This window comes from Streptomyces sp. NBC_01233, from assembly GCF_035989305.1.
GTDB lineage: Bacteria > Actinomycetota > Actinomycetes > Streptomycetales > Streptomycetaceae > Streptomyces.
In genome coordinates this window covers 524,730-543,923 of the sequence record NZ_CP108514.1, presented here as the reverse complement: position 1 = coordinate 543,923, position 19,194 = coordinate 524,730, and the positions used below count along the sequence as shown (strand labels likewise).

Sequence of the window (19,194 nt, the reverse complement as noted above, 5' to 3'; positions counted from 1 at the left end):
GTCTCGTCAGAAGCGGAACACGCCGAGGTCTCGCACCGTGTCGGCCAGAGCGCGGATGAGGTCGTTTTCGGCTTCGGTCCGCCAGACCAGGGCGAAGTTCATGGTGGCCATGTCGGGGACGGGAAGCCATCGGATGTTCGACATGCCCCAGTACCTGGTGACATGGGCCGGGAAGGTGTGGATGATCTCGCCCATGCCGACGTGAGTGATCAGCTCATCGGCGGTGTCCGAAGCCGCGGACGTGATGCGCTCGATCGTACGGCCTCGTGGGGTGTGGAAGGGCAGGTAGCTGTCCTCCCAGTAGTCCGGCAGGTCGAGGGCGGTGCCGTGCGGGAAGTCGGCGAGCAGCTCCAGCGGCACGGAGTCCCGTCCCGCGAGCCGGTGGTCGGCGGCCACGGCAAGGATCCGGGAGTCGGAGCACAGGGTCGGCCCGACGGTGAAGTCCGGCTCTTCCACCGGCAGCCAGGCGACCAGGACATCCATCGCACCGCTGCGGAGCTGGCCGAACACATCGGTGAAGGTTGCCAGACGGATCTGGAGTCCCCAGTGCGGGTACCGCGCGCGGAACGCCTTCCAGTAGGGGTGCAGATCGGCGACGTTGAAGGGCAGCAGGCTGACGCGGAGCTGTGCGGTGATGCCACGGGCGGCCAGCTGGGCCCGCTCCAGGGATTCGTGCAGGCCCGCGTAGACCGGTTGCAGATCGTCGCGGAACTGGCGGCCGACCTCCGTCAGGCGCACCGTGCGGCTGGTGCGGGCGAACAGCTCGGCGCCGATGCGCCGCTCCTGCTTCTTGATGGCCTGGCTGACGCGCGCTTGGGAGACGTGGAGCCGCTGAGCGGTCCGGCCGAAATGCAGCTCCTCGGCCAGCACCAGGAAGATCTCGATGTCCCGCAGCTCCACCGGCCCCCCGGCCCTTCGTCGATAACCCAGCGGTTATCGAACCACGCACAAGTGTTCCTTGATCATACGTGCGAAACGCAAGATCGTTTGAGGCATGCAGTCACGTGTGCAAGACCCCCCACCCCTACGGTCGGACGGGACGAGGTGCCCCGCCGATCCCGGAACGTCCTTGAACCGCTCATGAGCGACGCCATCGACCTGACCGTGATGCACGCGATGCATGATGCCCTGCGCCGGGAACTGGCCCATCTGGACCGGGTCACCACCGCAGCGGACCGTGACCCGCGGCAGGTGCTGGCCAACGCCGCCGGCTGGACGCTGTTCAAGAAGGCCCTCCATGCCCATCACGCGGCCGAGGACGACGCTCTGTGGCCGTCGCTGCGGCAGAATCTGGCCGGCCGGCCGAAGGACCTGGCGCTGCTGGAGGTGATGGAGGCCGAACATGCCGCCATCACCAAGGTGATCCTGGCCATCGACGGCACGCTGAGCGACCCCGGTGCAGGCTCGCCGCGGTTGGGCCAGCTTGCCGATGCGCTGACCCGCGGCCTGGCCGGCCACCTCAAGCACGAGGAGGAAGCGGCGCTCCCGCTGGTCCAGGGGGTGCTGACAGCCGAGCAGTGGGGCCATTTCAGCCGGGTCCAGGCCCAGCACATCGACCAGGACGCACCGCTGCTGCTGCCGTGGCTGCTGGACGGCGCCGACGAACCGACGGCGGAGAGGCTCCTCGCCCGACTGCCCGCACCCGCGTACGCAGCCTGCACCGCCCGGTGGATCCCGGCGTACGCCGTTCTCGACCGCTGGAGTCCGGGCACTTCGGCCTGACGCAGCCTCATCGGCCGCCCCGGCGGGCCATCGACCGAGGCGAAGACGCCCCGGCGGGCTATCGGTCGAGGCGAACACGCCCTCGCGGCATCCCGAAGTACGACCGACTCGACCACGAAAGCCATCACTTTGTCCGAATCTGCTCATGTCATTCCGCTCCAGCGCGTCTCGGTCGCCGAGGCCGCCGCGTGGCATCAGGTCGTCGCGGCCTCGATGGCCCACGACCTGCCCGGAGTACCGACCCCCGACCCCGGACAGATCCACGCCCAGCTCACCCAGCCCGCTCTGGGCAGCCGTCGGCTGACCTGGCTGGCCATCGGGGCGGACGGCAGCCCCGTCGGAGTCGCCGGCCTGCGGGTGTTCACCTCCCCGGGCCAGGAGCACCTGTCCGAACTGGAACTGCACGTCGACCCCGCACACCGCCGCCTGGGAACCGGCTCCCTCCTGCTGTCGGCGGTCGTGGCGGCCTGTCTCACCGAGAAACGGCGCAGCCTCATCGCGGCAGCCGCGGCCGACAGCCCGGGTGAAGCCTTCAGCGAACGGTGGGGCTTTCGCCGGGCACTCACCCTGGATCACCTCATACTGCGCCTCGAGGAGCTGCCCGAGGCCGCCCTGCTGCAGATCGCCGACACCGCGCCCCCCGGCTACCGGCTGGCCCGCTGGACCGGCACGGTTCCCGACGAGCTCGCCGACGCCTTCGCCTCGGCCAAGAACGCCATGAACGACATGCCCGTCGGCGACCTGGACTACGGCAGCGTGGCGTGGGACGCGGACCGTGTCCGCGCCATGGCCAAGGTGATCGCCGACCGCGGCGACACACTGCTGACCATCGCGGCCGTCCACCACGACGGCACCATGGCCGGCTACACCGAGATCCTGCTTCCCCAGGGCTCCGGGCCGCGCGCCCAGCAGTACGACACGGCGGTCGTGCGCGCGCACCGCGGCCACGAGCTCGGGTTGTGGGTCAAGGCCGCCATGGTGCGGCGTCTGCGCGCCGAACATGCCGGTGTCGTCGAGATCGAGACGGACAACGCCGACGACAACGCCCACATGCTGGCCGTCAACCACCGACTGGGATTCCGCTCCTACCGGCGCACCCGCGAGTTCCAGCTCGACGTGCCCGCGAGCTGACCCCACCCACGGACCTCTCTCGCCTCCCCTCCCCGTCCTTTCCCGCCCCGTCCCCGAACGCCACCGAGGAGCACTCCGTATGCGCATCATCACTCCGTCGGACGGCAACGTCACCGTCTCCCCGAACGCCACCATGACCGGCCTGGCGGCCCCCAGCCGCGGCAGCACCGAACTCAGCACCTGGACGGTCAGCATGGACGCCGGAGCAACCGGTCCCGAGCACTCCGTCACTCGTGAACAGGTCTGGACGGTCACCGCGGGCGCCCTGGAAGTGACCTGCGACGGCGACACCCACAAGGTCCTGGCCGGCCAGACCTTCATCCTGCCCTCCGGGCTCCTGCGCCGGGTCCACGCCCCGGAGCGGGCCGAGGCCCACGTCGCGATGCACTGCGACGCCCTCGCCTCCGTACCCGGCACCGAGGGCACCCGCGAACTGCCCTGGGCCCGCTGATCCCGCTGACCGCCACCGCCCGACACGAACCCGCTCCAAGGGGCCTGAGGCAAGACCCGGAAGACCCGGATCCTGCCGCACCATCACCGGCCGAGGCCGGCATCCACAGAAATGAGAAACACGACATGCGCGTGCTGTTGATGGCGTACGGATCGCGCGGCGACATCGCGCCGCTGGCGGGACTGGCGGCGCAGTTGCGGAAACTCGGCGCGGAGGTACGCGTGTGCGCACCGCCGGACGAGGAGTTCGCGGAACTGCTGGCCGGTGTCGGCGCGGAACTCGTGCCCTTCGGGCGGGACGTGCGCGCGCTGCGGACGGGAGCGCCGCCGTCGGACGCGGCCGCGTTCGCGGCCGAGCTGGTCGCCGCGCACTTCGACACGGTCGGCAGGGCGGCCGAGGGCTGTGACGTGCTGGTGGCGAGCGGCCTGATGCCGGCCGGCGCCCGCTCGGTGGCAGAGAAGCTCGGCATCCGCTACGTGTACGCGGGCTTCCACCCGTTCGAGATGCCCTCCGCGCACTACCGGCCGTCGCCGCGGCCCGGCCCGCCGGCTCCGCCCGACATGACCGACAACCAGGCCCTGTGGGACCTGGACGCCCAGAAGGTCAACGCCCTCTACCTCAAGCCCCTCAACGCCCACCGCGCGGCGATCGGCCTGGCACCGGTGGACAACGTCCGTGACCACGTCTTCACCGAACGGCCGTGGCTGGCGGTGGACCCCGTCCTGGGCCCGTGGCAGCAACTCACGAACCTCGACCTCGTGCAGACCGGCGCGTGGATCCTGCCCGACGAACGCCCCCTGCCCGCCGACCTGGAGGCGTTCCTGGACGCCGGCACCCCACCGGTGTACGTCGGGTTCGGCAGCATGCCCATGAGCGGAGCCACCGACATCGCCCGGACCACCGTCGAGGCGGCCCGCGCGCAGGGCCGCCGTGTGCTCGTCTCCCGCGGCTGGGCGGACCTGGGCCTGGCGGAGGACTCGGACGACTGCTTCGCCGTCGGCGACGTCAACCACCAGTCCCTGTTCCGCCGGGTCGCGGCCGTCGTACACCACGGCGGCGCAGGCACCACGACCACCGCCGCCCGAGCCGGTGCACCCCAGGTGGTGGTACCCCAGTTCGTGGACCAGCCGCACTGGGCGGCCCGCGTGGCCGACCTGGGCATCGGCGCGGCACACGACGGCCCGACCCCGACCTTCGAGTCGCTGTCAGCCGCACTCAGGACGGCCCTGACCCCTGAGACGGAAGCACGGGCGAAGGCCGTGGCCGACACGATCCGCACTGACGGGACGGCGGTGGCCGCGAAGCTGCTCCTCGACACGGGGCACGCCGCGACGGTGAGCCGCGAACAGATCTCCATGATCGCCCATGCCGCCCACCCGATAAAGTCTCCGCTCGACGACGACTCGGTCAGCCGGCTGCTCGAACGCGGCCTCCCGCGGGGCGACGAGCGGGTACTCGACCTCGGATGCGGCACAGCGGAATGGCTTCTGCGCGCTCTGGAGGCGCGCCCGCACCTGCACGCCGAGGGCGTCGACGTCTCCGAAGTCGCCCTGACGCAGGCCCGCCGGGCAGCGGGCGAACTCGGAGTCGACGAGCGCCTGGTCCTCCACCAACAGGAGGCCGCGGATTTCGTTTCTGCACAGCCGTTCGACCTGGTGATCAGCGTCGGCGCCACGCATGCCTTCGGCGGTCTTCTCCCCACCCTCGCGGCGGCCCGCAAGCACCTGGCTCCCGGAGGCCGCGTTCTGATCGGTGAGTGCTTCTGGGACCGCGCCCCTTCACCAGCGGCCGTCGAGATGTTCGGTGACCTCGCCGACCTGGCGACCACGGTGGACCACGTCGTCGCCGACGGATGGACCCCTGTCCACGGCCATGTCAGCACCCGCAGTGAGCTGGACGCCTACGAGTGGGCCTGCTGGGGCTCGCTGGCCTCGTGGGCCCTGGACCACCCGGACGATCCGGCCGCCGCACAGGTACTGGAGACGGCCACCGCCCAGCGTTCGGAGTGGCTGCACGGGTACCGGGACAGCTTCGGCTTCCTCTGCCTGGTCCTGCGTCGAACCCAGTCGTGCGGATGATCCTCCACTGGACCGTGTGAATCCTCGGACATCAAGCGAATGTCCACCCCATGCCCGTCAGGCGCAGCGGTTTCCCGCACTTGACCGAGTGACGCGCTCCACGCACGACGTCGTCCCCCGCAGCGGGGGACGGTGTGCCACGGACGTGAGCCCGTTCCTCGGCCTTGAGTCGGCTCGCCGCGCGGCGGCCCGCCATGGCCGACGCCGAACCGCGGCGGCCGGAAAGTGAGTACACAGATGCAACCGACGTTCGTCCTGGTTCACGGAGCCTTCGCGAACTCCTTCTCCTTCGCGCCCCTTCAGGCCGAGCTCGGCCTCCTCGGGCACCGTTCGGTCGCCGTCGACCTGCCCGGCCACGGATTCCAGGCGACCTTCACCCGCGCCTACCAGACGCCCCAGGACCCCGAAGGGCTCGCCACCGCGCCCGGCGCGATCAAGGGCGTCACGCTCGCCGACAACGCCGCGCACCTGATCGGGATCCTGGAACGGGCCAAGCGGAACGGCCCCGTGATCCTCGTCTCCCACAGCCGCGGCGGCATCACCGCCACGGCCGCGGCCAACGCGCGCCCGGACCTGATCGACCGCATCGTCTACGTCTCGGCCTGGTGCCCCGTCCGTCTCGACGTCGGTGACTACTACGCCGAGCCGGAGATGGCCGGGGTCGACCCCGCTGCCTTCGCTTCGGCGCTGGCCGGGAACCCCGCCGAACTCGGCCTGCTCCGCGTCAACTTCCGCACCGGGAACCCGGACTCGCTCGCGGCGTTCAAGGCGGCCTTCTTCGCCGACGGCACCGACGAGCAGTTCCTCACCTTCCTGAACACCTTCCAGCCCGACGAGAACCTGGACGCCGGCGGCTCTGCCGACCGGGCGCAGGCCGCGACCTGGGGCCGCATCCCGAAGACCTACATCCGCCTGGCCGACGACGCGAGCCTGCCCCTCGCCATACAGGACCGACTGATCCGGGAGGGCAACGAGCTGACGCCGGACAACCCGTACGACGTCCGCACGCTGGAGGGCAGCCACCTGAAGTGGCTGGTCGACCCGGAGCCGGCGGCCCGCGCCCTGGGCGAACTCGCCACGCTCCCGGCCCCGCCCGTCCAGGCGTGACCGGAATCGGGTGAGGGGGCGGTGGCGGTGAGGGCAGCCACTCGTGTGCCGCCCCGGCCGCCGTTCGCTCACGCCGGCGATCCCACCGGCCTCGTACGCCGGGAACAGGGCCGGTCCGGGGCGGCGGGGTCCGCCGCCCCGGGGGGCGCCGGCAAGGTTCTGTCTCTTGGATCAGCGCCGGATCCAGATGACGATGCCGACGAGGGGGAGTGAGAGGAGGTCTTCCCCGGGTGCTGGTCGATCAGGCCGCGTGTGATCCGTACTGCGGATGTACGCGTCGGGCAGCCCGGCGCGGCGGATACTCTCCGGCCCGTCTTCTGCGCCGACGCGCGCCCGCCTTCCGCTCCGCCCACAACGGCAGCGCCAACCACGCGCTGTTCACCGGCCCCGAAGGATGCGTTGACGCCGGCGGTGAAACGTCCCGCGCGGTACCGGCTGCGCGCAACGGCCACGAGGTCGTCTCAGTTGGCGACGCGGCGTAGCAGATGAGGGTGCTGGCGATGCCGACGCAGGCTGGCAAGTGCTCTGCATTTCGCTCGTAGCGACGGTGGAGCCGTCGGCAGCCGTTCAGCCAGTCCACCGTGCGCTCGTGCGGTGCAGCTCGGCCCATACCCGGGCCTTGGACCAGTGCGAGAATCGCCTGGGTACCGTCTGCCGTGAGACCCCGAAGCCCGGCGGCCTCCGCCCCGCGGTCACACGTCCTCAGGCGGAACGGGTGTGGCCTGGTGGTAGTACATCTGCCACTCCGCCGTCGCGCCCTGCTTACGCCAGAGCGAACTCCGCCGTGCCCGATCTGCGCCGATCCTGGTCTCGTAGGTGATGTGCGCCAGCCCGGGCGCCACCATGACGCCGATCATTTCCGAGGGTTCATAGCGCGGGCCGTCTTCCGCGGCACCATCCATCTCGGGCAGCTCGGCAAGCATTTCCTCGTACGTCCACCGCCGGCCCGAGGCGCCGACTTCCACGAAGTGCGGGTCAAGGAGTTGCCGGGCCAGCGACTGTGACATGCGCACGCTGGGGTCCATCAGGCGCAACTCACCCGCGATCGCTTCGCTTACCTCGTCAGTCTCTCTGCTCATGCATGAATCTTCGTCCAGGTGACCAAGACAACCGCAACGGCCTCTACCACGCCGTCCAGGCCGATCGCCCTGACCCGGTGGAACAAGCAGGTCCGACACCTCTGCGACCTGCCCGCACCGAGCCTTCTGGCGCACCCTTCAGGGCGTGAATCGGAAGTCGTTTGGTCCGTTCGTCGGACGCGTCTACCCTCTGGCCATGATCCAGACGAGCCCTGACGAGTTGCGTGGCTATCAGGTGGGACCGGTGCGCGCTGAGCTTCGCGAGCTCACGGTAAGTGACGACCTTGAAGGCATGCTCGAAGGGACGCCGCACCTGCACCGTCGTTTTCGTCTGATGGGCATCGAGAAGGCGAGGGCAGCGACGCCGCACTTGTATGTGCACGATCTCGACAAGCTCCGAGCCGATGCGGAGAGGCGGGTCGAGGAGTGGCTGCCGCGAGAAGTGGTTCATGCTCGACTGACGTCATGGTGGAATCCCGAGGACATGGCAGAGCCTGGGCACACGGTGCTCTCGGTGATGTGGTTCCAAACGGCCGCACAGGACCCCTTTGCCTGCCTGGCCACGATCGTGCGGCCCCTGGACTGGACTTCGCTTGCCAGGTTTGTTCCATTCGAGGACTAGGTGGGAGGCTTCCTCACCTCATTGGTGGGGGCTCACGCGGCCCGGGTCAGGGAAGGCCGGTGCTCAGAGGGAGGACCGCTCCGAGGCGTATGGAGTGGATGACCGCGTCGTGGAGGGCGCGGCTCGCGTCCTCGCTGGCGCACGGGACGGGGCTTCCGGCGAGGGGGAGCCAGTCGGACGCCCCGCTGTACTGCACCGTGACGTGCGCCAGACCGTCGACCTCGGTCCACGTGGTGTGAATATCGAGCTCGCCGGTGAGGACGTGGCCCTTCTCGCCGGTCTCTACTCCGTCCCGACCTGCGAAGATGCCGCGAGTGGTCCATGATGCCCAGGTCATCCGGCCTCCTTACTGTACTCGTCGCCCTGCCAGTGTGAACGCGCCGGCCCTTCCGCGCCCCTCAGGGCTGGAGAACCGTCCGGCTGCAGGGGTCTGGCTCGGCCGAGCTCACCCGTCCGCGGACTCCCGAATCATCTTCACTGTGTTCCTGGGCGTCGGCGAGTTCAGCGACCAATACCGGATCAAGCTCGCGTTCATCAAGGGCCTGTACAGGAGGTTCCGCGCGGAGGGCGTCTCGATCCCCGCCCCGACCCGACCTGGGCGCTTCAGCCGGCGATCGCTGCCGACTGAAGCGCCCAGTCGCACTCGGGAGGCCATCCTGGGCGACGAAGGACGTGGTCACTCCGAACCGGCCGGGGCCGGCTCCGCCACCGACAGAGGCTCGGCGATGTCCTCCAGTGAGCGGCGCTCGGCCTTGACCGCCAGGAGAACCGCCACGAGTCCGGCGGCGCACATCGGCGCGGCGCCGATCCGGAAGGCGAGTGCCGTGTCGCCGACCACACCCGGCACCACGCACCAGCAGGCCGTCATGCTCGTCGCCGTGAGGGAACCCCGGTCGAACAGCCACGCCGTGCCGAACAGGAGCACGCCCGAGAGCAGGTAGGTGGAGGAGATCATGGTCCGGCGTCCGAGCGTGTCGAACAGCTTGCCGAGCAGCAGGGGGCCGAGGAAGTTGCCCGCGGCGATGACGGCGAAGTAGTAGCCGGTGTTGCCCGTCGGCACGTCGAAGAACGTCGTGAGGATGGTGTCGAAGCCGAAGGTGACGGCGTTGTAGAGGAACGCCTGGCCGATGAAGAGCGACAGGCCGAGGAACGCGCGGCGCGGGTAGCGGCCGAAGACCGTCCTGGCGATCAGGCCGAAGCCGATGCTCTCGCGCTGGTGGATGGTGATCTCACCGGCCGGCGGAGGGAGGCGTTCGCCCTTCTCCTGCTCGATCCGGTGCTCCACCGACGACACCAGTTCCTCCGCGTCCTGCGCCTTGCCGTGATGAACTGCCAGCGCGGGCTCTCCGGAACGTGCCGGCGTACCAGCAGGATGACCAGGCCGAGGACGACACCGAGGGCGAAACTGAGCCGCCAGCCGAGGTTCTTGGGGAAGATGTCGGTGTCCAGCATCACGACGGACAGCAGGGCGCCACCGATCGCGCCCAGCCAGTAGCTGCCGTTGATGATGAGGTCGACCCGGCCCCGGTAGAGGGACGGGATCAGCTCGTCGATCGCCGAGTTGATGGCCGCGTACTCGCCGCCGATGCCGAAGCCGGTGAGGAAGCGGAAGAGGAAGAGGAAGAACCACCAGGACTCGAACGAAAGTGCGGTCATCGCGGTCGCGCCGAGGTAGACGGCCAAGGTGACCATGAAGAGCCTTTTGCGGCCGTAGCGGTCCGTCAGCCATCCGAAGAACAGCGCCCCGCAGCAGGCACCTGCCACGTAGAGGGCGGCGGCGACGCCGGTGACCTGGGCGGCGGTGATGTCGAGGCCGCTGCCTTCCTCTGCGAGCCGGCCGGCGACGTTGCCGACGATGGTGACCTCGAGTCCGTCGAGGATCCAGACGGTGCCGAGGCCGATCACGATCATCCGGTGCCACCGGGACCACGGCAGGCGGTCGAGGCGGGCCGGCACGGCCGTGGTGACGGTGCCCGTGGCGGCCGGCACGGGCACCGGCGACGCGTCGGATGCCATGGTTCCCTCTTCCTCCTTCTCGACGCCCCCGCCCTGCCGGGTTCCCGCGGACCGGTCGGACATGCGGCCGCGGTCACGGACGGCTGCCCGCGTGATCCGGCGCGTCGCGGCTCGTTGCCGGCGCCGCTCCCGCGATCTGCCCGACGGCGGAGAGGTCCCGGCTTGCGCACAGCTTCGGACACACCCGCCGCGGCTCACCTGGCACCGCCCGTACCTCCGGCGGTGGCCGCAGGCCGGTCGGCGGGGGCGTTTCCCCAGCTGTGACGGCTGGTCATCAGCCCCTCGCCGGGACCCCGTTGTCAGTGGCGGCGGTTATGTTCGGGATGTTGCAAGGGCCGTTTCCCGACAGGAGGACGATGACCGAGAGCAGTGTTCAGCCCACGCTGAGGGTGGTGCTGACGGACGTGAACGAGCGCGTGGTGGAGGCGTGGCGGGCGGCGTTCGCGGACACCCCCGCCATCGAGATCCGCAGGGGCTCGATCCTTGAAGAGGACGTCGACGCCTGGGTCACCCCGACGAACTCCCGGGGCCGGATGGACGGCGGGGTCGACGCCGCCATCAAGCGTCACCTCGGATCCGGCATCCAGCTACGTGTACAGCGCGCGATCCGCGACCGGTTCGCCGGAGCCCTCCCGGTGGGCAGCGCGGTCTGTGTCCCGTCGGGGGCAACCACCCCCCGGTACCTGATATCGACGCCGACGATGGTGCAGTCCTCGCAGAACGTGAGTGCCACACTGAACGTGGCACTGGCATGCGCCGCCGCGTTCCAGGCCGTTCACCGGCAGAACCGGCAGGTGCCGGGCAGCATCCGCTCCGTGGCGCTGGTCGGGATGGGTGCGCAGACCGGCCGGGTCCCGGCAAGGGTGTGCGCCAACCTCATGTGGACCGGCTACACGCTCTTCCACGACCACTGGTTCGAGGACGACGACGAGTTGCGCGCCACGATCATCACGCAGCTGAACGGAATCGAGAACGCCCCCGCCGAGGAGCGCGTACGCATAGTGCCGCCGAAGGCCGCCGATCCCGTCTCCGCCGGCCACCCGGCCGACCACGTCCACTCCCCGACCACGACGATCGAGAGCACTTCCCCCATGACCGACGCGATCAACGGCGCGGCGCCGGCCCAGCCCGACGCGAACGACCCCCTGGCTCTCACCGAACTCTTCAACGGCGGCGGTGAGCCCTGGCTTCCACTCCTGAAGCCGGTCATCGAGGGGCTGCCGGACGCCTCCCGGTTCATCGGGAAGGGCCGCAGCCCTGAGGTCGTCCCGGTTCGTGAACTGACCTTCCAGGCGCTCAAGCCCAACCCGCCACACAAGTGGAAGGTCGTCGCCTTCGGCCAGAACCCCTACCCGAGGCCGGAGAGCGCGACCGGCATAGCCATGTTCGACAACACCTTCAGCGACTGGAAGGACAGCCAGTTCGGCAGGGTCGTCAGCATCCGCTGCATCATCAAGGCAGCGGCGATGTGGAAGTACGGCATCGCCAAGAAGACGCCCATCGCCGACGTTCGCGCGTTGTTGAAGGAGCGGGACACCGTCCAGCCGCCGGAGTGGTTCCAGGCGATGCTCACGCAGGGTGTGCTGCTGCTCAACGCCTCTCTCACCGCCAGCGGCGACGGAGCGATGGGTGCCGACCAGCACACGGCGTTCTGGCGACCCGTCGCCGAACGGATCGTCGAGGAGATCCTCAAGGCCAAGCAGGACGCCGACGAAGAGGACCGCGGGATCGTGTTCGCCTGGTGGGGGGCGCACGCCCGCAGCCTGAAGCGGGTCGTCCTGCGACTCCAGGAGAAGTACCCGGACGTCGAGGTCCGGCACATCGACCACGCGAACCCGGCGGCGCAGGGCGACATCTTCTGCGAGGGCGACCACTTCGCCATGGTGAACGAGGCTCTCGCGTCACTGGGTGCCGACGCGATCGACTGGCTGCCGAGCAAGGGGTGGAACGAGGGCGCGGCCGGTGCGGACGGGGGCGTCGCGGCACGCATGGGCGCCTTCATCGAGTCGACCATGAACCTGCACCAGCTGTACCTGGAGCGGCTCACCAGCGTCAAGGACGAGGGCCTGGTCCTCCCCGCGATCACCGGCGTGTTCGACACCCCGCTGATGGATTTCCAGGACGCCGTCGCACCGGTCGCCGCGACGCTGTCCGGGATCACCGGACACATCGACCGGTCACGCGACTTCGGCAAGCGGCGGGCGGACGACATGTCCACCAGCCTGTCCGCCGACGCGATCGCCGCGCTCTACCTCTACACCTGCGAGTCCGCCTTCTACCGCGAGATCAACGCCGTCCTCCGCTCCCCGGACCGCACCAGGGTCACGCCCTACCTGCCGTACCTGAGGCTGCTGTTCTCGGCGGTCTCAGGGCTGCCCGCACACACGAAGCCGCTGTGGCGCGGTGTGTCGCTGGACCTGCGGGCGCAATACCCGGTGGGCCGGACGGTCACCTGGTGGGGCGTCTCCTCGTGCACCTCCGAGCTGCACGTGGCCCGCTCCTTCCTGGGCAGCCGCGGCAAGCGGACGCTCTTCGAGGTGACGCCCGCCCAAGCGGTCGGGATCAGGAGCTTCTCCGCCTTCACGGGGGAGGAGGAGTACATCCTCACGCCGGGCACGCAGCTCAAGGTGACGGACGTGAAGAGCGAGCGCAGCGGGCTGTACACGGTCAAGCTGACCGAAGTCGACGCCGCCCCCGTGGTGTCCTGACCCACCGCCTCGGGGCCGGTCGCGACACGGCCGACTGCTCAGGGACAAGTGAGTAGCTGCGCCCATACCGCGGCCACGGCGCCAGCCCTACCGTGGAGGCCATGAGCACCGACCAGCTGACCGTCAGCGACCAACTCGACCATGCGCCAGGCGGACACCGGACCGGCATGGCATCCCTCGTCCTGGGTGCCGGCGCGTTCCTGGTGCTCGGCACCCTGCCGGCCCTGCCGTACCTCGTCCTCCTCGCCCTGCCCCTCGGCATCGCCGCCGTCACGTCAGGCGTCCACGCGCTGCGCCGCGGTGTGGCCGCACCGTCCGGGCGGATCGCGTCCGTCACGGGGATCACCCTCGGCTCGCTGGGAGTCCTGGGCTGGGCGGCCCTGATGGTCCTGTGGTATCTGGTGGACCAGGCTGTGAGCCGCTGACCGAAGGGGGTGCGCCGCACCGGCCGCCAAGCGGCCCGGTGCGGCGCAGATCAGCCTTATGGGCCGCCGCAAAAAGGTGACCGGTGACCGGTGCCCGGTCGCCGGGGGCAGGCGACCGCAGGCCCGCCCGTGACGCGGTCTGCGGTCTGCGGCCTCAGGTCAGCTCGCGCTCCGCTGGGCGGCGCTCGCTTCCCACTCGCGGCCGATGGAGCGGATCAGCGCCGGGTACACCCCGAGGTACCGGAAGGGCTTGATGGCCGCCATGTAGAGCGAGCCGAGCAGTCCGTTCGGCTTCACCAGGACGGCCATCTGGCCGTGATAGCCGCCGGCCCCGTCCGGTACCCAGCCGATGTGCATCACCGCCTGCACGGTCTTGTTGGCCATCTCCGCGGCCCATTCGTCCTCCCGCTGGTAGAGCGAGGTGAACGGGGACGAGCCGAGGTCGGGGCCCCGGGGACCGTCGCGAAGGTCCGCCGGCAACCGGTCACGCAGGCAGGGCCGCCGGACACCGGTGTCGGAATCCGGCTTGTCCCAGCCGAGCAGCGCTCCGAGCTTCCAGCGGACGGCGAAGAGCACTCGGGAGACGAAACCGCCTCCGTTCACCCCGCCCTTGATGTCCTCGGCGAACTGGCGCACCAACAGCGCGAGGTCGTCGGGTCCGCCGGGGGTGGGCAGCGCCCATACGTCCTCGACCGTGAAGTCGTCGGCGATCTCGTGGATCCGCCACGGGCGGTCGGTGTGGTCGGTTCGGGGAAGTCGCATGGCCGGACCCCTGTCTATACGGTGGCGTATAGATCGAGTGTAGGCATATCTGTACGCCCCCGTATACTCGGCAGGGCGTGAGGAGGCACACAAGATGGGCGCGACCCGCACACCCCGCGGAAAGTGGATCGAGGAAGGCCTGCGGGCACTCGTCGCCGGCGGCCCCGAAGCCGTGCGGATCGAGGCGCTGGCCCAGGCGCTCGGCGTCAGCAAGGGCGGTTTCTACGGTTACTTCCGCAACCGGGACGCGCTGCTCACCGAGATGCTCGACACCTGGGAGTACGAGGTCGCCGAAAGCGTCATCGAGCAGGTGGAAAGCGGCGGGGGAGAGGCCAGGGCCAGACTGCAGCGGCTGTTCGACATCGTCGCCGCCAGCACCGACGGGCCGGTGCGGGGCACCACCGCCGACATCGCGATCCGCGACTGGGCCCGCCGCGACGCGGCCGTCGCCGAGCGCCTGCGCCGCGTCGACAACCGCCGTATGGACTACCTGCGTTCCCTGTTCTCCTCCTTCTGCCCCGATGAGGACGAGGTCGAGGTCCGCTGCCTGCTCGCCGTCTCGGTGCGCATCGGCAACCACTTCAACGCCGCCGACAACGGCAAGCGCAGCCGCGCGGAAGTGATGGAGCTGATCGGTCGACGGCTGCTTGAGTAGCCGCCGGGCTCAGGCCTGCGCCGCGTCGTTGCCGAGGCCGCGGTCCCCGGTCGCCGGCAAGTCGCCGCGCCCGCCAAGGTCGCGGGACACCGGCGGTGATGGGCGTGCGGGGCGGGGAAGAAGCAGTAACTGGCTGGATGAGCAGAGACGCGGAGGTCACAGTCCCGGCTCGTGGGGCGGAGGACCCGGCGAGCTCCTCGATCACCCGGCCCATTCTGGACGGCGGCTGTGTCCGCCGCACCCGAAAATGCCGGCCAGGCCGCGCGCCGCAATCCACGCAGGCGGGCCGACTGCACGCAGTCCACACCTGTCCTGGAGAAGTCCGGCTCCAGGGTCGCCCGCCTGACGAGCGATCAACAGGCGGAAGCAGTCCTAGGGCCTGTTCTGAGTTGAGATCACGGGAGGGCTGGCAGGCTGCGTAACCAGAGGATGGATCCGCGCAGGTGGAGCCCGGCGGCATAGCTCTCAGGTGTCTTGTCGTAGCGGGTGGCCAGCCCCCGCCATTCCTTGAACTTGTTGATGGCGCGCTCGACGGTGTTGCGATCTTTGTAGAGCGTGCCGTCGTGGCTGACCGGGCGGCCGCCGGAGCGTCCCTTCTTCTTGCGATTGGCAGCCTGGTCGGCCTTTTCCGGGATCACCGCCTTGATGTTGCGTCTGCGCAGGTGGGCGCGGTTGGCTCGGGAGGAGTACGCCTTGTCGCCGGCCACTGCGTCCGGCCGGGTCCTGGGGCGGCCGATCCGGCCGCGCACCTTGATCTTCTTGAGGACAGGGATGAAGTGCGGGCTGTCCGCGGCCTGCCCGGGGGTAAGGATGATGGACAGCGGGCGGCAGCGCCGCTCGACGGCAAGGTGGATCTTGCTGGTGAGCCCGCCCCGGGAGCGGCCCAGTTCGGCGGCCCGCAGTCGGGCCCTGCGGCGCCGGCGCACGGCTCGGCGCTGTTCCCGCTCGGGGTCCTCCCTGTCCGCGGATCCCTCGCCTACGGGGTCGTTTTGTCCCTTTGTTGCAGCCCCTTTTCCTCCGCCACGGCCTTCTCCAGATCCTCAAGGAGCTCCGGGGCGACCGCCATGCCCGCCGCGTGGTGATGCGCCCGAGCAACGGTCGAGTCCACGCTCACCAGGCTGAGATCGACATCGTCGCGAGCCTCCGCCTCGGCGATCATCGCGTCCATGAGGGTCTGGAAGACCTCGTCACGCGCCCACATCCGGAACCGGTCGTAGATCGTCGACCAGGAGCCGTAGCTCTCCGGCACATCCCGCCAGGGACTGCCGGTCCGGAACCTCCACATCACCGCGCTGAAGTAGCGGCGCAGGTCAGGGATCGGTCCGAACGCCCCCAGCGGCAGGTGCGGCTCGATCAACTCCCACTCGGCATCGGTCAGATCATCACGAGTCATGCGACCGGTCTACCCCGGCCAGCACCCTCCTGAAGCGAGAATGACCGATCCCGTGATCTCAACTCAGAACAGGCCCTAGTGCTGCTCCGCGGAAGTTCGTGGAGGGGTGTTGATCAGGCCGCCTTGAGTGGGGTGCCCTCGTAGGTCCAGCGGTAAGGCTTGGCCGTGTCGTTGTGCTTGATCACGTAGGTCTCCAGCTTGTTGATCAGGTCGTCGCGGCTGGCGAAGTCGCCGTTCCGCAGGACCCGGCGGGTCAGGGCGGAGAAGAACAGCTCGGCCTGGTTGAGCCAGGAGGCGTGCGGTGGGGTCCAGTGAACGTGCCAGCGCGGATGCGCGGCCAGCCATGCCTTGGTGTGCTTGGCGGTGTGGGAGGAGCCGTTGTCGAGCACTACGTGGATCTCCTTGTCGGGGGCAATGGCCCGGTCCAGCTGGTCCAGGAACGCGGTGAAGGTCGCCGCGTCATTGCGGGCGATCACCTCGGTGAGCACTTCGCCACTGGTCACCTCCAAGGCGGCGACCAGGGAAGCGGTGCCGTGGCGCCGGTACTCGAACTCCTGGCGGGCGAACTCGCCAGGAGCGGCGGGGCGCCCGGGATACCGGCGCGAGCGGGCGGCGATCGCGGTCTTCTCGTCGATCGAGAGCACCACCACGCCCTCGGGCGGGTCGAGGTAGAGGGCGCACACGTCCGCCGCGCGTTCCCAGAAGTCGGGGGTGTCGCGGCGGGTGAGCCAGCCGCGGACCTTGTGCGGCTTCAGGTCCAGGTCCGCCAGGATCCGCCCGACCTGCGACGCGGAGACCGGCGCGAAGCAGGTGCCCGCAATCTGTGCGGCGATGGTCCGGTGCGACCAGGTCGCCTCCGGGTGCGGCGGAGCACTGGTCGCCGTGGCCACGATCGCCACCCGCACGTGGGGCCCGTAGATCTTCGGCCGTCCGGACCGCCCGGCGTCCCGCAGCCCGTCCAGCCCGCTGGCGGCGAACCGGCCCCGCCACTTGCGTACCGTGTTCACGCTGACCTCCAGCTCCCGCGCTATCGCGCCGTTGGCTCGCCCGTCCGCCGCCGCGAGCACGATCTTGGCCCGCAGCGCTGCCCGCACCTGCGACTTCGGCGAGCAGACCGTTCGTGCCAGCCGCTCACGAACCTCCGGCCCGAGCACCACCGCAACCGCCGTCCCCACCCGTCCTTCACACTGCACGGCAGACGATCATGGCGGACCGGTGCCACACCCGGCAGGATGGGCCCGTGCCGAAGAACCCCCCGGAATCGATGCAGCACCACCTGCGCCAGCGCCTGAACACCCACGCCCAGGCCCGCTGGCCGCAGCTGGCCCGGGTCCACGTCCGCTTCCGCGCCGGATTCGCCTGCGTAGCAGCCGAGCTGAAGGACGGGGAGGAACTACCCCTGTGCCGCCTGCGCTTCACCGGCGTCCTGCACACCTGGGGCTTCGCCCTCTACCTCGCCAGCCGCGGCGGATACCAGGACAACTACCTGCCCACAGGGTTGCCCATCGGCAGTCCCGAAGACTGCCTCGACTGCGCCGGCGGCCTTTACCTCGACACCCCCGCCTGACCGACCCCAACACCCCTCCACGAACTTCCGCGGAGCAGCACTAGTAGTGTTTGTCCACCTTGATGAAGGTCCCTGACCGCTCCGCCCCATCGTGTAGGGGCCGGAGTCGTAGCTCCTGGTGCCGGGGTCGTCGGGACCGATCGTTCCCTCGCCGCCGGTGGCGCCGGTGGCCGTGGCGTTGACGGAGTGCGGTGCTGCCGGAGCGACGGATGCGCTGGAGGACACGTGGCTCGCCCGGGTGTCGAGGAGGACGCCGAGTCGTTGCCGTGGACGTCCGGGGATGCGGCCCGTGTTCCCGGGCCCGGTTGAGTCTCCCGTGGGGGGGAGACATCAAGCTGGGGGCATGGACAGCGACGTGCTCTATTCCATCGGAGAACTATCCCGCCGGACCGGCCTGACGGTGAAGACCGTCCGGTTCTATTCCGACAAGGGCATCGCCCCGCCGACCGACCGGAGCCCGGCCGGCTACCGGCTCTACGGCCCCGACGCACTCGCACGCCTGGACCTGGCCCGCACGCTGCGCGATCTCGGGCTCGATCTGGCGACCGTGCGCAAGGTGCTGGACCGGGAGGCATCCATGGCGGAAGTCACGCAAGCGCACGCCGACGCCCTGGACGTGCAGATCGAGACGCTCCGCCTGCGCCGGGCAGTACTCCGCGCGGTCGCCGGACGCGGCCCCACCACCATGGAGATGGACCTCATGCACCGACTCGCCACGCTCTCCCAGGCCGAACGACGCCGACTGGTGTCCGGCTTCATCGACGACGCCTTCAAAGGCCTTCACACCAACCCCGAGTTCGTGACCCTGATGCGATCCGCGGGACCCGAGCTCCCCGACGATCCCGCGCCCGAACAGGTCGAGGCCTGGGTGGAACTCGCCGGACTCTGCCAGGACGCCGACTTCCATGTCACGCTGCGCCGGACCGCGGAGGAGCAGGCGGAAGAGCCGTCCCGGCAGGACATCGGCACGCTGCACGACGCCCTCGACCAAGCGATCCGGGAACGCATCGACGAAGCCGTGTCCGCCGGCCTCCTGCCGGTCTCCGCCCAAGGAGCGTCCCTCGCCGACTCACTGGGCAGCCTCTACGCCCGCGCATTCGAGGATGCCGACGCGAGCGATCTGCGCCGCTGGCTCCTCGCCCGCCTGCAGACGACCGCCGACCCGGACGCCGCACGCTACTGGCAGCTCCTGGCAACGATCAACGGATGGCCCGCCTCACCCACGCTCGCTCCCGTCCACTCCTGGTTCACCACCGCCTTCGCCACGAGCGATGACGTCCGTCACAAGGGTCTGACGCGATGAGGGCGCGCGTCCTGAAGTTCGGTCTGTACGCGGACGGGCAGGGGCTGGCATGGGTCGGGAAGCTGGTTGAGGACGCCGTCGGCTCCCGGAGCGCGCGGATCATCAGTGAGACCGCCGCACACACTTTTCCCGGGAGCGGGCTGTCGACCGCTGACGTCTACGACTTCCTGGCGGA

The 19,194-nt window shown here is 69.8% G+C and carries 16 protein-coding genes and 5 pseudogenes; 13 read left to right on the top strand and 8 right to left on the bottom strand.

Features of this window, described 5'->3' with window-relative positions; genetic code table 11:
• Positions 1 to 6: 6 nt before the first annotated feature.
• Positions 7 to 900, bottom strand: a complete 894-nt coding sequence (locus tag OG332_RS02710; RefSeq protein ID WP_327411899.1) for a LysR family transcriptional regulator — start codon at positions 898 to 900, stop codon at positions 7 to 9.
• A 180-nt stretch (positions 901 to 1,080) separates the two neighbouring features.
• On the opposite strand from OG332_RS02710, the gene OG332_RS02705 reads away from it, so the two are divergent.
• The 6 genes and pseudogenes from OG332_RS02705 to OG332_RS02680 all read left to right on the top strand — a co-directional run bounded on the left by OG332_RS02705 (position 1,081) and on the right by OG332_RS02680 (position 6,489).
• Entirely contained in the window at positions 1,081 to 1,722 is a 642-nt protein-coding gene (locus tag OG332_RS02705) for a hemerythrin domain-containing protein (RefSeq protein ID WP_327411898.1), read from the top strand.
• 129 nt (positions 1,723 to 1,851) lie between these two features.
• Positions 1,852 to 2,853 (top strand): GNAT family N-acetyltransferase, encoded by a 1,002-nt coding sequence (locus OG332_RS02700; RefSeq protein WP_327411897.1) that lies wholly within the window; start codon positions 1,852 to 1,854, stop codon positions 2,851 to 2,853.
• 79 nt (positions 2,854 to 2,932) lie between these two features.
• A complete protein-coding gene (locus OG332_RS02695) occupies positions 2,933 to 3,304 on the top strand; it encodes a cupin domain-containing protein (RefSeq protein ID WP_327411896.1) in 372 nt (123 codons plus the stop codon).
• A gap of 125 nt (positions 3,305 to 3,429) precedes the next feature.
• Positions 3,430 to 4,620, top strand: a pseudogene (locus OG332_RS02690) (glycosyltransferase); the annotation flags it as partial.
• Positions 4,621 to 4,638: 18 nt separating this feature from the next.
• On the top strand, positions 4,639 to 5,382 hold the full coding sequence (locus tag OG332_RS02685) for an SAM-dependent methyltransferase (protein ID WP_327419085.1): 744 nt from the start codon (positions 4,639 to 4,641) through the stop codon (positions 5,380 to 5,382).
• Positions 5,383 to 5,619: 237 nt separating this feature from the next.
• Positions 5,620 to 6,489 (top strand): alpha/beta fold hydrolase, encoded by an 870-nt coding sequence (locus tag OG332_RS02680; RefSeq protein ID WP_327411895.1) that lies wholly within the window; start codon positions 5,620 to 5,622, stop codon positions 6,487 to 6,489.
• 478 nt (positions 6,490 to 6,967) lie between these two features.
• On the opposite strand, the pseudogene OG332_RS02675 reads toward OG332_RS02680, so the two are convergent.
• Together OG332_RS02675 and OG332_RS02670 are read right to left on the bottom strand one after the other, a co-directional pair.
• Positions 6,968 to 7,078, bottom strand: a pseudogene (locus OG332_RS02675) (IS5/IS1182 family transposase); the annotation flags it as partial.
• 103 nt (positions 7,079 to 7,181) lie between these two features.
• A complete protein-coding gene (locus OG332_RS02670; protein ID WP_327411894.1) occupies positions 7,182 to 7,568 on the bottom strand; it encodes a nuclear transport factor 2 family protein in 387 nt (128 codons plus the stop codon).
• Between the two features lie 196 nt (positions 7,569 to 7,764).
• Here OG332_RS02670 and OG332_RS02665 point away from each other — a divergent pair, with 196 nt between their 5' ends.
• Positions 7,765 to 8,190 (top strand): hypothetical protein, encoded by a 426-nt coding sequence (locus OG332_RS02665; protein ID WP_327411893.1) that lies wholly within the window; start codon positions 7,765 to 7,767, stop codon positions 8,188 to 8,190.
• Between the two features lie 46 nt (positions 8,191 to 8,236).
• Here the strand turns inward: OG332_RS02665 and OG332_RS02660 are convergent, their stop codons facing one another.
• Positions 8,237 to 8,527, bottom strand: a complete 291-nt coding sequence (locus OG332_RS02660) for a hypothetical protein (protein ID WP_327411892.1) — start codon at positions 8,525 to 8,527, stop codon at positions 8,237 to 8,239.
• Positions 8,528 to 8,630: 103 nt separating this feature from the next.
• On the opposite strand from OG332_RS02660, the pseudogene OG332_RS02655 reads away from it, so the two are divergent.
• Positions 8,631 to 8,783, top strand: a pseudogene (locus OG332_RS02655) (mechanosensitive ion channel family protein); the annotation flags it as partial.
• 83 nt (positions 8,784 to 8,866) lie between these two features.
• Here the strand turns inward: OG332_RS02655 and OG332_RS02650 are convergent.
• A pseudogene (locus OG332_RS02650) lies at positions 8,867 to 10,206 on the bottom strand (MFS transporter).
• 356 nt (positions 10,207 to 10,562) lie between these two features.
• Here OG332_RS02650 and OG332_RS02645 point away from each other — a divergent pair.
• Positions 10,563 to 12,914: a macro domain-containing protein gene (locus OG332_RS02645; protein WP_327411891.1), complete on the top strand. Its 2,352-nt coding sequence runs from the start codon at positions 10,563 to 10,565 to the stop codon at positions 12,912 to 12,914.
• A 101-nt stretch (positions 12,915 to 13,015) separates the two neighbouring features.
• On the top strand, positions 13,016 to 13,339 hold the full coding sequence (locus OG332_RS02640; protein ID WP_327411890.1) for a hypothetical protein: 324 nt from the start codon (positions 13,016 to 13,018) through the stop codon (positions 13,337 to 13,339).
• 159 nt (positions 13,340 to 13,498) lie between these two features.
• Here the strand turns inward: OG332_RS02640 and OG332_RS02635 are convergent, their stop codons facing one another.
• Complete coding sequence (locus tag OG332_RS02635) at positions 13,499 to 14,101, bottom strand: DUF2867 domain-containing protein (protein WP_327411889.1); 603 nt, start codon at positions 14,099 to 14,101, stop codon at positions 13,499 to 13,501.
• Positions 14,102 to 14,195: 94 nt separating this feature from the next.
• Here OG332_RS02635 and OG332_RS02630 point away from each other — a divergent pair, with 94 nt between their 5' ends.
• The gene (locus tag OG332_RS02630; RefSeq protein ID WP_327411888.1) at positions 14,196 to 14,756 is read left to right on the top strand and encodes a TetR/AcrR family transcriptional regulator; all 561 of its coding nucleotides are present in this window, start codon (positions 14,196 to 14,198) and stop codon (positions 14,754 to 14,756) included.
• A gap of 395 nt (positions 14,757 to 15,151) precedes the next feature.
• Here OG332_RS02630 and OG332_RS02625 read toward each other — a convergent pair.
• Both OG332_RS02625 and OG332_RS02620 read right to left on the bottom strand, forming a co-directional pair.
• Positions 15,152 to 16,149, bottom strand: a pseudogene (locus tag OG332_RS02625) (IS5 family transposase).
• A gap of 113 nt (positions 16,150 to 16,262) precedes the next feature.
• Positions 16,263 to 17,324: an IS630 family transposase gene (locus OG332_RS02620; protein ID WP_327411887.1), complete on the bottom strand. Its 1,062-nt coding sequence runs from the start codon at positions 17,322 to 17,324 to the stop codon at positions 16,263 to 16,265.
• A gap of 65 nt (positions 17,325 to 17,389) precedes the next feature.
• Between OG332_RS02620 and OG332_RS02615 the strand changes: the two genes are divergently transcribed.
• Complete coding sequence (locus tag OG332_RS02615) at positions 17,390 to 17,716, top strand: hypothetical protein (RefSeq protein ID WP_327411886.1); 327 nt, start codon at positions 17,390 to 17,392, stop codon at positions 17,714 to 17,716.
• Between the two features lie 343 nt (positions 17,717 to 18,059).
• Entirely contained in the window at positions 18,060 to 19,019 is a 960-nt protein-coding gene (locus OG332_RS02610; RefSeq protein ID WP_327411885.1) for a MerR family transcriptional regulator, read from the top strand.
• Positions 19,020 to 19,194 lie beyond the last annotated feature (175 nt).

Excerpts from the sequence above, each read along its gene's own strand:
- OG332_RS02705 (WP_327411898.1), top strand. The coding sequence starts at position 1,081 with ATGAGCGACGCCATCGACCTGACCGTGATGCACGCGATGCATGATGCC.
- OG332_RS02695 (WP_327411896.1), top strand. The coding sequence starts at position 2,933 with ATGCGCATCATCACTCCGTCGGACGGCAACGTCACCGTCTCCCCGAAC.
- OG332_RS02680 (WP_327411895.1), top strand. The coding sequence starts at position 5,620 with ATGCAACCGACGTTCGTCCTGGTTCACGGAGCCTTCGCGAACTCCTTC.
- OG332_RS02670 (WP_327411894.1), bottom strand. The coding sequence starts at position 7,568 with ATGAGCAGAGAGACTGACGAGGTAAGCGAAGCGATCGCGGGTGAGTTG.
- OG332_RS02665 (WP_327411893.1), top strand. The coding sequence starts at position 7,765 with ATGATCCAGACGAGCCCTGACGAGTTGCGTGGCTATCAGGTGGGACCG.
- OG332_RS02660 (WP_327411892.1), bottom strand. The coding sequence starts at position 8,527 with ATGACCTGGGCATCATGGACCACTCGCGGCATCTTCGCAGGTCGGGAC.
- OG332_RS02645 (WP_327411891.1), top strand. The coding sequence starts at position 10,563 with ATGACCGAGAGCAGTGTTCAGCCCACGCTGAGGGTGGTGCTGACGGAC.
- OG332_RS02640 (WP_327411890.1), top strand. The coding sequence starts at position 13,016 with ATGAGCACCGACCAGCTGACCGTCAGCGACCAACTCGACCATGCGCCA.
- OG332_RS02635 (WP_327411889.1), bottom strand. The coding sequence starts at position 14,101 with ATGCGACTTCCCCGAACCGACCACACCGACCGCCCGTGGCGGATCCAC.
- OG332_RS02630 (WP_327411888.1), top strand. The coding sequence starts at position 14,196 with ATGGGCGCGACCCGCACACCCCGCGGAAAGTGGATCGAGGAAGGCCTG.
- OG332_RS02610 (WP_327411885.1), top strand. The coding sequence starts at position 18,060 with ATGGACAGCGACGTGCTCTATTCCATCGGAGAACTATCCCGCCGGACC.